12 protein-coding genes are annotated in these 13,100 nt (G+C 68.8%); 5 read left to right on the forward strand and 7 right to left on the reverse strand.

All coding sequences use genetic code 11. From position 1 onward, the window contains the following. The first annotated feature begins 42 nt into the window (after positions 1–42). Genes purH through hemF form a run of 3 tightly spaced genes read left to right on the forward strand, consistent with a single transcriptional unit; the run spans position 43 to position 3,801 of the window. Positions 43–1,626, forward strand: a complete 1,584-nt coding sequence (gene purH / locus ROZ00_11005) for a bifunctional phosphoribosylaminoimidazolecarboxamide formyltransferase/IMP cyclohydrolase (GenBank protein MDT3736746.1) — start codon at positions 43–45, stop codon at positions 1,624–1,626. A gap of 7 nt (positions 1,627–1,633) precedes the next feature. Next, on the forward strand, positions 1,634–2,902 hold the full coding sequence (gene purD, locus ROZ00_11010) for a phosphoribosylamine--glycine ligase (GenBank protein ID MDT3736747.1): 1,269 nt from the start codon (positions 1,634–1,636) through the stop codon (positions 2,900–2,902). A 2-nt stretch (positions 2,903–2,904) separates the two neighbouring features. Beyond that, on the forward strand, positions 2,905–3,801 hold the full coding sequence (gene hemF / locus ROZ00_11015; GenBank protein MDT3736748.1) for an oxygen-dependent coproporphyrinogen oxidase: 897 nt from the start codon (positions 2,905–2,907) through the stop codon (positions 3,799–3,801). Positions 3,802–3,808: 7 nt separating this feature from the next. On the opposite strand, the gene ROZ00_11020 is transcribed toward hemF, so the two are convergent. The 4 genes from ROZ00_11020 to hemC form a co-directional block, all read right to left on the reverse strand. Next, positions 3,809–4,987: a heme biosynthesis HemY N-terminal domain-containing protein gene (locus ROZ00_11020; protein MDT3736749.1), complete on the reverse strand. Its 1,179-nt coding sequence runs from the start codon at positions 4,985–4,987 to the stop codon at positions 3,809–3,811. Beyond that, complete coding sequence (locus ROZ00_11025; GenBank protein MDT3736750.1) at positions 4,987–6,000, reverse strand: uroporphyrinogen-III C-methyltransferase; 1,014 nt, start codon at positions 5,998–6,000, stop codon at positions 4,987–4,989. Before ROZ00_11025 ends, ROZ00_11020 begins: the two co-directional genes overlap by 1 nt. A gap of 102 nt (positions 6,001–6,102) precedes the next feature. Beyond that, positions 6,103–6,885 (reverse strand): uroporphyrinogen-III synthase, encoded by a 783-nt coding sequence (locus ROZ00_11030; GenBank protein MDT3736751.1) that lies wholly within the window; start codon positions 6,883–6,885, stop codon positions 6,103–6,105. Beyond that, positions 6,882–7,817, reverse strand: coding sequence for a hydroxymethylbilane synthase (gene hemC, locus ROZ00_11035; GenBank protein MDT3736752.1), 936 nt, complete (start codon positions 7,815–7,817; stop codon positions 6,882–6,884). Before hemC ends, ROZ00_11030 begins: the two co-directional genes overlap by 4 nt. Here hemC and ROZ00_11040 point away from each other — a divergent pair. Next, the gene (locus ROZ00_11040; protein ID MDT3736753.1) at positions 7,780–8,328 is read left to right on the forward strand and encodes a hypothetical protein; all 549 of its coding nucleotides are present in this window, start codon (positions 7,780–7,782) and stop codon (positions 8,326–8,328) included. The genes hemC and ROZ00_11040 overlap by 38 nt on opposite strands. 22 nt (positions 8,329–8,350) lie before the next feature. Here the strand turns inward: ROZ00_11040 and ROZ00_11045 are convergent, their stop codons facing one another. From ROZ00_11045 to ROZ00_11055, 3 genes are read right to left on the reverse strand one after another with little or no spacing between them, the layout of a single operon-like run. Continuing rightward, positions 8,351–9,892 carry a mechanosensitive ion channel family protein gene (locus tag ROZ00_11045; GenBank protein ID MDT3736754.1) on the reverse strand — a complete coding sequence of 514 codons (1,542 nt, stop codon included), beginning with the start codon at positions 9,890–9,892 and terminating at the stop codon, positions 8,351–8,353. Continuing rightward, complete coding sequence (locus tag ROZ00_11050) at positions 9,892–10,662, reverse strand: LytTR family DNA-binding domain-containing protein (GenBank protein ID MDT3736755.1); 771 nt, start codon at positions 10,660–10,662, stop codon at positions 9,892–9,894. The genes ROZ00_11045 and ROZ00_11050 overlap by 1 nt, the downstream gene beginning before the upstream one ends. After that, positions 10,659–11,669, reverse strand: a complete 1,011-nt coding sequence (locus ROZ00_11055) for a histidine kinase (protein ID MDT3736756.1) — start codon at positions 11,667–11,669, stop codon at positions 10,659–10,661. Before ROZ00_11055 ends, ROZ00_11050 begins: the two co-directional genes overlap by 4 nt. A 36-nt stretch (positions 11,670–11,705) precedes the next feature. Between ROZ00_11055 and argH the strand changes: the two genes are divergently transcribed. Further along, the gene (argH, locus tag ROZ00_11060) at positions 11,706–13,100 is read left to right on the forward strand and encodes an argininosuccinate lyase (protein MDT3736757.1); all 1,395 of its coding nucleotides are present in this window, start codon (positions 11,706–11,708) and stop codon (positions 13,098–13,100) included.

Here is a 13,100-nt window from a genome sequence, read left to right on the forward strand (position 1 = left end):
GCGTAGTCCGTGCAATCCGTCGTCAACGCCATTTCTACCGACATGAAAATCACCCAAGCCCTCATCAGCGTCTCCGACAAGCGCGGCGTCGTGGATTTCGCCCGTGCCCTCGCCGACCTCGGCGTCAAGATCCTGTCCACCGGCGGCAGCGCGAAGATGCTGCGCGAGGCGGGCGTCGCCGTCACCGAAGTCTCCGACTACACCGGCTTCCCGGAAATGCTCGACGGCCGCGTCAAGACCCTGCATCCGAAAGTTCATGGCGGCATCCTCGGCATCCGCGGCAACGCCGAGCACGCGGCGACCATGCAGAAGCACGATATCCCGCCGATCGACCTGGTGGTGGTGAACCTCTATCCCTTCGCGCAGACGGTGGCGAAGAAGGATTGCACGCTGGAGGATGCCATCGAGAACATCGACATCGGCGGCCCGACCATGGTGCGCGCGGCGGCCAAGAACCACGGCAACGCGGCCAGCGGCGTCGGCATCGTCACCGACCCCGAAGATTATGCCGCCATCGTCGGGGAGCTGAAGGCCAACGGCGGCGCCCTTTCCTACGCCACCCGCTTCGCCCTCGCCAAGAAAGCCTTCACCCACACCGCACGCTATGACGCGGCGATCGCCAACTGGCTGACCAGCCTGGATGCCGACAACAAGCCGGCCGCCTTCCCCGAGCGCCTGCAGCTCGCCTTCGACAAGGTCGACACCATGCGCTACGGCGAGAATCCGCACCAGCAGGCGGCGTTCTACCGCGAACCGGTGGCGGTGCCGGGCAGCATCGCCAACTACGAGCAGCTGCAGGGCAAGGAACTCTCCTACAACAACATCGCCGACGCGGATGCGGCGTGGGAATGCGTCAAGGCCTTTGACTCAGTTAACAACACGGCGGCCTGCGTCATCGTCAAGCACGCCAACCCCTGCGGCGTCGCCATCGCGCCGACGGCGCTGGAGGCCTACCGGAAGGCCTTCAAGACCGACCCGACCTCGGCCTTCGGCGGCATCATCGCCTTCAACTGCGCCATCGACAAGGCGACGGCGGACGCGGTCTCCGGCCAGTTCGCCGAAGTGATCATCGCCCCCGAGATCACGGCTGATGCCCGTGCCATCTTCGCCGCCAAGCAGAACCTGCGCGTGCTGGTCGTACCACTCGGGCGTGCCGAGAACGTCTATGACTACAAGCGCGTCGGCGGCGGCCTGCTGGTGCAGACGGCCGACATGGCGCGCATCGGCGAGTCCGACATCAAGGTGGTGACCAGGCGCGCGCCGACGGCGCAGGAGATGACCGACCTCCTCTTCGCCTGGCGCGTCGCCAAGTACGTCAAGTCGAACGCCATCGTGTACTGCAAGGACGGCATGACCATGGGCGTCGGCGCCGGCCAGATGAGCCGTGTCGACTCGGCCCGCATCGCCGCCATCAAGGCCGAAAACAACGGCCTGACGGTGGCCGGCTCGGTGGTCGCCTCGGATGCCTTCTTCCCCTTCCGCGACGGTCTCGACGTGCTCGCCAAGGCCGGCGCCACGGCGGTGATCCAGCCCGGCGGCTCGGTGCGCGACGCGGAGGTGATCGCCGCGGCGGACGAACAGGACGTCGCCATGGTGTTCACCGGCTTCCGCCACTTCCGCCACTAGGCCGAACATGAAACTCCTCGTCATCGGCTCCGGCGGCCGCGAGCATGCGCTGGCCTGGCGGCTGGCGAAGTCGCCGCGCATCCAGAAGGTCTATGTCGCCCCCGGCAACGCCGGCACGGCACGCGAAAACGGGCTGGAGAACGTGCCCATCGCGTCCGTCGACGAGTTGGTCGCCTTCGCCGAACGCGAGCAGATCTACCTCACCGTGGTCGGACCCGAGGCGCCGCTCGCCGCCGGCGTGGTGAACGCCTTCCGGGCGAAGAACCTGCCGATCCTCGGGCCGACGCGCGAGGCGGCGCAGCTGGAGTCGTCCAAGGACTTCGCCAAGCGCTTCATGCAGCGCCACAGGATCCCCACCGCCGCCTTCGCCACTTTCGGCAACGCCGAGGAAGCGCACGCCTACGTCGATGCGCAGGGTGCCCCCATCGTCATCAAAGCCGACGGCCTCGCCGCCGGCAAGGGCGTGGTGGTGGCGATGGATTCGGCAGAGGCGCACGCCGCCATCGACCAGATGCTCATCGACAACAAGATGGGCGACGCCGGCGCGCGCGTGGTGATCGAGGAATTCCTGCAGGGCGAGGAGGCCAGCTTCATCGTCATGTGCGACGGCACGCACGCCCTGCCGCTCGCCACCAGCCAGGACCACAAGCGCCTGCGCGACGGCGACGACGGCCCCAACACCGGCGGCATGGGCGCCTATTCGCCGGCGCCGGTGGTCACCCCGGCGGTGCACGCCCGCGTCATGCGCGAGATCATCATGCCGACCATCAACGGCATGGCGCAGGACGGCATCCCCTACACCGGCTTCCTCTACGCCGGGCTGATGATCGCGCCCGACGGCGCGGTGAAGACGCTGGAGTTCAACTGCCGCATGGGCGACCCGGAAACGCAGCCGATCATGCTGCGCCTGAAGAGCGACCTGGTCGACCTGGTCGAAGCGGCGATCCACGGCAAGTTGAAGAACATCGAGGCGGAATGGGACCGCCGCGTCGCCCTCGGCATCGTCATGGCGGCGGCCGGCTACCCGGAGTCGCCGCGCAAGGGCGACGTCATCCATGGCCTGCCGCCGGAGGGAAACGACTACCACGTCTTCCATGCCGGCACGGCGCTCGCCGGCAAGGACGTCGTCACCGCCGGCGGGCGCGTGCTCTGCGTCACCGCGCTGGGCGACAACGTCAAGGCGGCGCAGATGCGCGCCTACGAGATCGCCGAGCAGATCGAGTTCGCCGGCATGCAGATGCGGCGCGACATCGGTCATCGCGCCATCCGGCGCTAGCGATGGAAACGACGGCAGTCCTCGGCTATCTCCGCGGCCTGCAGGAGCGCATCGTCGCTGCACTGGAAGCATTCGACGGCAGGCCATTTCATACCGACGCCTGGGACAGGCCCGAAGGCGGCGGCGGCATCACCCGCCTGATCGAGGAAGGCGATTTCTTCGAGCGCGGCGGCGTCAATTTCTCCCACGTCACCGGCAGCAGCCTGCCGCCTTCGGCCAGCGCCGCCCGTCCCGCGCTGGCCGGGCGCGCCTGGGAAGCGATGGGCGTCTCGCTGGTGCTGCATCCGCGCAATCCCTACTGCCCGACGGCGCACATGAACGTGCGCTGCTTCATCGCCCGCAAGGAAGGCGAGGATCCGATCTGGTGGTTCGGGGGCGGCATGGACCTCACGCCCTACTACGGCTTCGAGGAGGATGCACGCCATTTCCATGCCACCTGCAAGCAGGCGCTGGCGCCATTCGGCGACGATGTGCATCCGCGCTACAAGAAGTGGTGCGACGAGTACTTCTTCCTCAAGCACCGCAAAGAGCCGCGCGGGGTCGGCGGCGTCTTCTTCGACGATCTCAATGAAGGTGGCTTCGCGCGCTGCTTCGCCCTGACACAGGCGGTCGGCGACGCCTTCCTTGACGCCTACCTGCCGATCGCGGAACGCCGGCGTGCCGTGCCCTACGGCGAACGCGAGCGCGACTTCCAGGCCTACCGGCGCGGCCGCTACGTCGAGTTCAACCTGGTGTGGGACCGCGGCACGCTGTTCGGCCTGCAGTCGGGCGGGCGCACCGAATCGATCCTGATGTCGTTGCCGCCGGTGGTGAAGTGGCGCTACGACTGGAAACCCGAGGCGGGCAGCGCCGAGAATAAGCTCTACACGGATTTTCTCAAGCCCAGGGACTGGGCCTAGGGCCTGTTCAACCCTGCCGGCACAGCGCCGCTGCGCTGCGATAGGCCTGGTTGGATTCCTCGCTGCGGCCGAGTTGGGCGAACAGGGTGGCCAGCTCGACGTGCGCATCCTGGCTGGGCTGGATCGCCAGCGAGGCCTCGAAATAGCTCTGCGCCTTGCCCCACAACTGCTGCTCCCGGCACAGGCGGCCGAGCGCCAGCAGCAGGCGCGCATCCTGCGGATGTTTCTCAAGCCATTTCTCCGCCCGGGCGATGCGCCCCAGCGTGTCGCCGCCGCGGCACTCGGCATACAGTCCGGCGAGCTCGGAATTCCATTCGCCCTCGATGTGCTGCTCGATGATGCGCTGCGCAGCTGCGCCGTCGCCCGCAGCGATGAAAGCCCGCGCCGCCGCCGCCGCCAGACGGGATGCGCCCCGCTCCTCGGCGGGCACGGTTTCCCAGTAGGCGGCCAGCGCGCGTGCATCTCCCTCGCGGCCGCGCAGGTTCTCCAGATGGGCGCGCTGCTTGAGCGGGGCCGCGGCTTCGTGGGTCAGGGCGCGGTGCTTCTCAAGCTGGCGCGCCACCTTCAGGACATCGTCCCAGCGGCCCAAGCCGCGGTGCACACGCAGGGCCATGCGCAGCGCGGCGATATGCCGTCCGCCGCCTGCCTGCAGGGCATCCAGGGCAGCCAGCGCCGCATCGAAGCGTCTCGCATCTACATGGAGTTCCGCCTCGGTCATCAGGCGCGCGGCATGCGCTTCGGCATCATGCCCGGCGGCACGCTGGAGCCACTCCGCCTCGCGCCGCTCGTCGCGCAGGAAATGGGCGGCGCGCGCCGCCACCAGCGCCGACAGCGCCGGCGCCTCGTGGGCGCCGTAGGAAAACGCGGCATTCTTCAGGGCGTGGCCATAGCGGCCCTCGAAAAGCTGCTGCACCGCCTCGCGCAGTGCACGCACGCCCTTCTCGCGCCGCTTGCGCTCGCGGAACGCCCGCACCGCCTGCGGCAGGCGCAGGGTGTGCGACACCACGCGCAGCAGCAGGTGGCCCAGCAGGAAACCGCCGACTACCAGCACGACGAAGAGATTCAGCGACAGCTCGATGCGCCAAGGCGGCAGGACAAGCAGGACATAACCCTCGTTGTAGCCGAACGCCAGCGACACGCCGACGGCCAGGGCGAACAGCGCCAGCAGCCAGAGCAGGATGCGCATCAGTTGCCCCCGGAGGCCGTGCCGCCGCTCTTGGGGCGGGCGGCAGCAGGCGGAAAGTCCCTGTCCTTGGCCACCTTCAGGTTTCTCAGGGTGGTCAGGCTCTCCGACAGGTTGGGCATGGCCAGCCCGACATCGGCTGTGGCCAGCTGCCGGAGGGTCGCCAGCGCCGCCTGCACCGGCTTGGCGCGCGTGTCGTAATACTGCTCGACCCAGGCCTGCGCCTGCTGGATGTCCTGCCGGAATGACTTGCCGTCACGCTGCAGGAGCGCCAAGCGGGCGTTCACCAGACGCAACTTGAGGTTCTCGCGCAGGAAGAAGGCGTGCGTCGGCGACAGCAGGGCGGGATTGGGCCGGTCGAGCCGGTCGACGCGGACCAGGCTCTTCAGTTCCTGCCAAAGTTCGCTCAGCAGCTTCTCCCAATAGCCGGGCGCAACCGCGGGAACGAACGAAGGGCCCGATGGTCCGGCCTGCGGCCGGGCCTCGAAGGCGAGCGGCATGGCATCAACAGTACCGGCAATGCTCTCGATGCGCAGGGCAATGCCGGACACGTCGGCCAACGGCAGCGCCTTCAGGCGCTCGATATCGTGCGCAATCACCTTGCGCAACGGCAGGAATTGGGCGCGCCCGGCTGAGCCGAGGCGCGTATCCGCGCCCTGCAGCGCAATCAGGGCCGCCTCGACATTGCCGGCAAGTTGCAGTTGCTGCACGGCAGTATTGAGCGCCTGCTCGACCTCCGCCAGAAGCCGCTCGTCGCGGTTGCGCGTAAGCTCCTGCACCATCGCATCGAGTGCGGCCTGCTGGCTCTGCGACTCGGCCAGTTTCGCTTCGAGCGCGCCCGCCTTGGCCTGCAAGGCCGCCAGCGCCTCCAGGTTCTGCCGGGCGGCGATGCGCGCCTCGCTGGCCACCGCATCGCCCGCCGCCAGGCGGCGGGCCACTTCCTGCTGCAGGTCGGCCAGTCGGCTGCGCGTCTCAAGCCATTGCCAGGCCAGCAGGACAAGTGCTGCGACCGCCACCCAAATCGCGGGTTGCCGCAGGGCCGCCAATGTCCTTTGCAGGGAACCCGGCCTGGCCGGGGAAGTCAATGCGTCCTGTTCCATTGTCGATCCGCCATCGGTTCATGCTCTGCCGCGAAAGTGCTTCTCCAGGCCCGCCAGCAGCCCGGCATCGCCCGGCGCCGTGACTGTCACCTCGGCAAAGCCCATCTGCCGGGCCTCCTCGGCGATGCGCTGGTGGGCAACGAAGAGCGCCACCGCCTTGAGGGCCGCCTCGTCGGCCGCGCCGACCATCGCCAGGAGGTTGCGCAGGCCTTCGCTGCTTGTGATCGTCACGGCATCGACTGCCCCCTGCGCAAGCAGGGCACGCAGCGGCGCCGCATCGATATCCGGCCTGCCGCGCCGGTAGCAGGGGATGCGCTCCACCAGCGCTCCGCGCGACTCCAGCGTTTCGCCGAGCAGTTCGCGGCCGCTGTCGCCGCGAAAGATCGCCACGCGCTTGCCGCGCAGGGCCTCGGGCTGGAATTCCGGCCGTTCCAGCAGGGCCTCGCTGTCGAAGCGGCCGTTCTCCGGCGTCACGATGCGCGTCACGCCGAAGCGGGCAATGGCCCGTGCGCTGGTCTCTCCCATCGCCGCGGCGACGACCCGCCCGGGCCAAGGGCGTTGGGCAGTGATCACACCGAGCGCCTTCTCGGCCGCATTCGGGCTTACGAAGACGGCGAAATCATAGGCCTCGAGGTTCTGTGCCGCCTCCAGCAGGGGCCGGGGATCGTCGGCATCGAAGATGGCCAGCACGGGGAAGCGCACCGCGATGCCGCCGCGCGCTTCGATCTGCCCGGCCAGCTTGTCGACCTGTTCCGCCGGCCGCGTCACGACGATGCGCCGGCCCGCCAGGGCGGAATTCATCCCCCCAGCGCGGCCAGAATCTCTTCCGCGCCGCGCGCCCGCAATTCATTGGCCAGCGATTGGCCCAAGGCCTCCGGGTCCGCCAAGTCGCCGCGCAATTCCGCACTGGCCATGCGACTGCCGTCGGGCGCGGCAACGAAGCCGCGCAGGCGCAGCCGCCCGCCCTCGGTCTCCGCGAATGCGCCCAGCGGCACCTCGCAGCTGCCCGCCAGCGCCCGCGAGACGGCACGCTCGGCGCGCACGCAGGCGGCGGTGCCGGCATCGGCGAGCGGCGCCATCCACGCCGCCACCTCGGGTCGGCTCACCAGCGCCTCGATGCCGAGCGCACCCTGCCCGGCCGCCGGCAGCGACAATTCGGCAGGCAGCACGCCGCGGATGCGCGCGGCGAGGCCGAGGCGGGTCAGGCCGGCCGCCGCCAGGATGATGGCATCGTACTGCCCCTCGTCGAGCTTGCGCAGCCGCGTGTCGAGGTTGCCGCGCAGGCTGGTCACCGACAGGTAGGGGTATCGCGCATGCAGCTGCGCCTCGCGGCGCAGGCTGGAGGTGCCGACGACGCCGCCCGGCGGGATGTCGTCGAGCGAGGCGTACTTGTTCGAGACGAGCGCGTCGAGCGGATTCTCGCGCGCCGAGATGGCCACCAGGGCGAACTCTGGTTCCATCACCATCGGCACGTCCTTCATGGAGTGGACCGCGATGTCCGCACGCTTGTCCAGCAGGGCGGTTTCCAGCTCCTTGACGAAGAGGCCCTTGCCGCCGACCTTGGCCAGCGGCCGGTCGAGGATCTGGTCGCCGCGCGTCGTCATGCCGAGCAGCTCGACGGAGCAGCGTGGATATAATGCCCTCAGGCGGTCGCGCACGTGCTCGGCCTGCCAAAGGGCCAGGCGGGATTCGCGCGTGGCGATGACGATGCGCTCGGGTTGCGGCTGGTTCACGGTTGGATTCTCGGAGACGGTTGTGGTGCGCTGCTTGCGCGCAATTGCGCTGATTTTATCATGGCTGCCCCCGGCCCTTGCCGCGGCCGGGTCGTCTCTCCCTCCGGCGCAGGATCTCGCCGCCGATGCCCGCGACATGCGGGCGCGGGGCACCGTCATGCTGGTGCTCTTCAGCCAGGCCGGCTGCCGCTGGTGCGAGCGCGCCAGAAACGAGGTTCTCCTTCCGCTTGCCGGCGATCCCGCCTCGACCAGGCGCGTCGTCCTGCGCGAAGTCGCGCTCGACAACGATGCGCCGCTGACCGACTTTGCCGGCAGGAGTGCCACCCACCGCCGCTTCGCCGCCGAGGAAGGCGTGCGCCTGACCCCGACCCTCGTTGTCTATGGCCCCGACGGCAAGCGCCTGGCCGAACCGATTGTCGGCTTCCGCCTGGCCGACTTCTATGCCGAGTACGTGAACCGTGCCATCGAGGAAGGCCTGGCACGCCTGGGATCGCCGTCCCGCAGGGACTGACTTTTCAGCCTGCCGGGCGCGCCTACTTCGATTCGCCGAGGCGGAAGAAGGTGCGCATCTTGCCGAGCAGGCTGGCGTGCTGGCGCTGGCGCTCCCTGGCGTGCGCCTCGGCGCCGAGCGCCTCCTGCGCGGTCGCAAGCTGCATGTTGCGCTCGGTGAGGATGGCGGCCATTTCCTCGGCGATCGCCGGGCGTGAGCGGATCACTTCCTCGAAGCCGGCCTTGTCGAGGCGATAGCACTCGACGTCGCTCTTCGCCGTAACGGTGGCCCGACGCGGCTCGCCGGTGAGCATGCCCATCTCGCCGAACACCTTGCCGGCCGGCAGCGTCGTCAGCAGGCGGCGCTCGCCCTGCTGTTCCAGCCATACCTCCGCCTCGCCGGCCACCAGGATGTAGAGCCAGTGCGCCACCATGCCCTCACGCGTGATCACGTCGCCACGGGCAAAGGGCGCGTAGACGAGCCGCTCGGCCAGCGCCTTCAGCTCATCCTCGCTGAGCGAGGCGAAAATGCCGACGCCGCGCAGGGCCTTCAGTCGGCGGACCAGCTCGCGCGCATGCACCGCCTCGCGGTGGGCTTCGTTCTCCTTGATCATGTGCACCGAGTACTCGGGTTCGGCGATGCGCAGTCCGGCACGCTGCAGCGCGGCCAGCACATGGCTGCGCACCGCGGAATCGGTCGGGTCGTCCACCCGCGGATCGGCCAGCCAGTAGCGCAGGGCGTAACGCGCATAGCTCGGCCCGAACTCCATCAACACGCAGTTGGGCCGGGGAACGCGCGCCACGTCCGGGATGTCGGCGCTGCTCACGGCCTGCTCGACCGCTTCGATCACCTGCGCCGGCGGAGCGCTGTAGTCGACGTTGAACCAGATCCAGCGCCGCCATGGCTGGGTCGCCTGCTCCGGGCTCCAGATGACGGTGAACTTGCTCTTCATGAGCAGGCTGTTCGGCACGACGATGGTCTCTCCGTTGCGCGTCTCGATCGCCGTGTAGCGCCAGCGGATGTCGATCACGCGCCCGGCGATGTCGTCGACCTTCACCCAGTCGCCCAGCTCGATCGAACTGTCCAGCTGCAGCGCCAGGCCGCCGAGAATGTTGCCCAGCGTGTCCTGCATCGAGAAGGCCACCACCGCGGTGATCACCGCCGAGGTGGCGACGATGCCCGACAGGTCGACGCCGGCCAGGCGCATGCGCACCAGGGCGAAGCCGACATAGGCCAGGATGACGACGATGTCCTCGACGATGCGCGGCGGCCGCAGCCCGGCGGCCGGCAGCAGCGCGCGGAACAGGCACAGGCCGGCGAGGCGGATCAGCGCCATGCCGGAACCGACGACGAAAATCTCGTGCGCCGCCGCCGCGCCGGTGCGCAGGCCGCGCGCGTCGAGCACGCCGGCGAGAAACTGTCCGCCCAGGCAGAGCGCGAAGACGGCCAGCGTGTAGCCGACGGAACGCCGGTCGGCCGGGCGCAGATGCCAGAGCAGCCCGGCCAGCAGCAGTGCCGCGGACACGACGTAGGGCGACTCCGCGCGCCAGAAGAAACCCCAGGCCGACAGCATCAGTTCATGCATCACGCTCTCCCATCGCCGGCGAACGCCGCCTTCACCGTCGGCCATTGCCGGCGCGACACCGGCAGCCTCTCCTCCAGTCCCGCCAGCAGCACCGTCCAGTGCGTCTCGCCGTCCTCGGCCGTGCTTTTCTCGAAACCGGCGATCGCCTCGCGCGCCACCAGGCAGTTGCGGTGCACGCGCACGAAGCGCGAGGCGAACTCCTGCTCCAGATGGGTGAGCGATTCGTCGAGCAGGTGTTCGCGCTCGCGGGTGCGTGCCGTCACATACTTGAGCTCCGCCTTGAGATACAGGATCTCGGAAACCGGCACCAGCAGGATGCGGCCGCGCTCGGTGACGGAGAGGTGGCGGCGCGCTTCGGGCGCCAGCCGCGCCAGCGTCTCGCGCGCCGTCGGCACGGCGCGGCGCGCCTTCTCCAGGGCCGCGGCCAGCCGCTGCGCCCTAACCGGCTTGACCAGGTAGTCAACCGCATTCAACTCGAAAGCCTGCACGGCGTACTCATCGTAGGCCGTCGTAAACACCACCGTCGGTGAGTTGCCGGCAGCGGCAAGATGGCGCGCCAGCTCGACGCCGTCCATCCGTGGCATGCGAATGTCCACCAGCGCCACATCGGCCGGCGCATCCGCCAGCCGCTCCAGCGCCTCCACCCCGTTGGCCGCCTCGCCGACGAGGACATTCGGCTGTTCGGCGGCAATGTCCGCCAGCAGGGCCCTCATGCGGGCCCGTGCCGGCGCCTCGTCATCGACGATGAACACGCGCAGCGCATCGGTCACGCGGCGACTCCTTTCCGGTAAGGCAGCCGGATCGTGACCCGGAACAGGCCTTCCTTCGCCCCGGTTTCCAGCCGCGCCTCCAGATCGTAGAACAGCATCAGCCGCTCGCGGATGTTGTCGAGCGCCATGCGGTTGCCGGCGTGGTGAGCGTTCTCGCCATGGTACGGGTTCGAGAGTTCGATGCGAATCTCCTCGTCTTCGCGCACGGCCCGGATCGTCACGGTCGCCGGTTGCGGGGAAGGTTCGACGCCATGATAGACGGCATTCTCCAGCAGGGGCTGCAGCATGAGGGGCGGCACCAGCGCATCCGACGGGCAGGCGTCGACATCCCAGGCTACGTGCAGCCGCTCGCCCAGGCGCAGATGTTCCAGTTCGAGATACTGCCGGCATAGTGCAAACTCGTCGCCCAGGGTCGCCAGTTCCCGGTTCTCTCGCATCAGCACGCGGAACAGGTCCGACAGCTCCTCAAGCGCCTGCTCGGCGCGGCGGGGATCGGAGCGGATGACGCCGAGCACCGCGTTCAGGCTGTTGAAGAGGAAGTGCGGCCGGATGCGCGCCGTCAGCGCCATCAGGCGCGCCTCAGCCAGGGCCGGCGAAAAGGCGCGATTGCGCAGGTCGAAATAGAACATGAGGGCCAGGGCCGCCGCGGCGCCCCACATCGCGGCGCGCGGCCAGTCCGCCGGCGGCAGGCCAGGCGGACTGAACAGGATATGGAACAGGGCCGAGATCAGGGCGCTGGCCGCCGCCACGATGCCCAGCGCCGCGTTGTACGGCAGTCGCGCAAGCCAGCCTGCCGTCACGTAAAACAGCACCACGCAGGCGATCAGCGGCGGTTCGACCGCGGCGGCGAACTCAACCAGCTCCTGCAGCAGGCGGGCCAGGTCGGAATTGCGCGCCAGCACCGCACACAAGGCCATCAGGTTCACCGCCAGCAGGCTGCGCAGCATGACGCCCAGGTTGCCGAAGTTCGGCAGACGCGTCGGCTGGGGGTTTTGCCGTATACTCATTCGTTGCTTTGCGTATCCGCAATGATTGAAACGATTATGACAGATCACAGCAACGATTCCAGCGGCAAGGCCTGGTCGGGACGCTTCAGCGAACCGGTGGCCGAACTCGTCAAGCGCTACACGGCTTCGGTGTCGTTCGACCGGCGCTTGGCCCTGCATGACATCCGCGGCTCGCTCGCCCATGCCCGCATGCTGGCAAAGCAGGGCATCATCGGCCAGGACGACCTGACCGCCATCGAGCGCGGCATGGCCGCCATCAAGCACGAAATCGAGACCGAGGAATTCCAGTGGTCGGTCGACGACGAAGACGTGCATCTCAACATCGAGAAGCGCCTGACTGCGCTCGTCGGCGACGCCGGCAAGCGCCTGCACACCGGCCGCTCGCGCAACGACCAGGTGGCCACCGACATCCGCCTCTGGCTGCGCGAGGAAATCGATGGCCTCGACGGCCTGCTGCGCGCCTACCAGTCGGCCCTGCTCGACCTGGCCGAGCAGCACGCCGCCACGCCGATGCCGGGCTTCACGCATCTGCAGGTCGCGCAGCCGGTCACCTTCGGCCACCACCTGATGGCCTATTTCGAGATGGCGTCGCGCGACCGCGAGCGCCTCGCCGACTGCCGCAAGCGGACAAACCGCCTGCCGCTAGGCGCCGCGGCCCTGGCCGGCACCTCCTACCCGATCGACCGCGAGTTCGTCGCCCGCGAGCTGGGCTTCGACGGCGTCTGCGGCAACTCGCTGGATGCCGTCAGCGACCGCGACTTCGCCATCGAATTCGCCGGCGCCGCGGCGCTGATCATGACCCACGTCTCGCGCTTCTCCGAGGAGCTGATCCTGTGGATGAGCCCGCGCGTCGGCTTCATCGACCTGGCCGACCGCTTCTGCACCGGCTCGTCCATCATGCCGCAGAAGAAGAACCCGGACGTGCCGGAGCTGGCGCGCGGCAAGACCGGCCGCGTCTACGGCCACCTGACGGGGCTGCTCACGCTGATGAAGGGCCAGCCGCTCGCCTACAACAAGGACAACCAGGAAGACAAGGAGCCGCTCTTCGACACGGTCGACACCGTGCGCGACACCCTGGCCATCTTCGCCGACCTCGTTGCCGGCATTCGCGTGAAACCCGAGGCCATGCGCGCCGCGCTGCGGCAGGGCTACGCCACCGCCACCGACCTCGCCGACTACCTGGTGAAGAAGGGCTTGCCCTTCCGCGACGCGCACGAAGCGGTGGCCCTTGCCGTGCGCGCCGCCGAGGAGAAGGGCTGCGACCTGCCCGATCTCGGTCTCGACGCCCTTCGCCGATTTTCGCCGCTGATCGGCGAGGATGCGCTCGCCGTGCTCACCGTCGAAGGCTCGCTCGCCTCGCGCGCCCATGTCGGCGGCACCGCGCCCGAGCAGGTACGCGCCGCCATCGCCCGGGCAAGAAGCGCTCTTTGA

It is taken from the genome of Denitratisoma sp., from assembly GCA_032027165.1.
In the GTDB taxonomy this organism is placed as follows: domain Bacteria; phylum Pseudomonadota; class Gammaproteobacteria; order Burkholderiales; family Rhodocyclaceae; genus Desulfobacillus.

Coding starts and splice junctions, on each gene's coding strand:
- ROZ00_11055 (MDT3736756.1), bottom strand. CDS start 11,669: ATGAGTATACGGCAAAACCCCCAGCCGACGCGTCTGCCGAACTTCGGC.
- purD (MDT3736747.1), top strand. CDS start 1,634: ATGAAACTCCTCGTCATCGGCTCCGGCGGCCGCGAGCATGCGCTGGCC.
- ROZ00_11030 (MDT3736751.1), bottom strand. CDS start 6,885: ATGAATTCCGCCCTGGCGGGCCGGCGCATCGTCGTGACGCGGCCGGCG.
- ROZ00_11020 (MDT3736749.1), bottom strand. CDS start 4,987: ATGCGCATCCTGCTCTGGCTGCTGGCGCTGTTCGCCCTGGCCGTCGGC.
- hemF (MDT3736748.1), top strand. CDS start 2,905: ATGGAAACGACGGCAGTCCTCGGCTATCTCCGCGGCCTGCAGGAGCGC.
- argH (MDT3736757.1), top strand. CDS start 11,706: ATGACAGATCACAGCAACGATTCCAGCGGCAAGGCCTGGTCGGGACGC.
- purH (MDT3736746.1), top strand. CDS start 43: ATGAAAATCACCCAAGCCCTCATCAGCGTCTCCGACAAGCGCGGCGTC.
- ROZ00_11045 (MDT3736754.1), bottom strand. CDS start 9,892: ATGCATGAACTGATGCTGTCGGCCTGGGGTTTCTTCTGGCGCGCGGAG.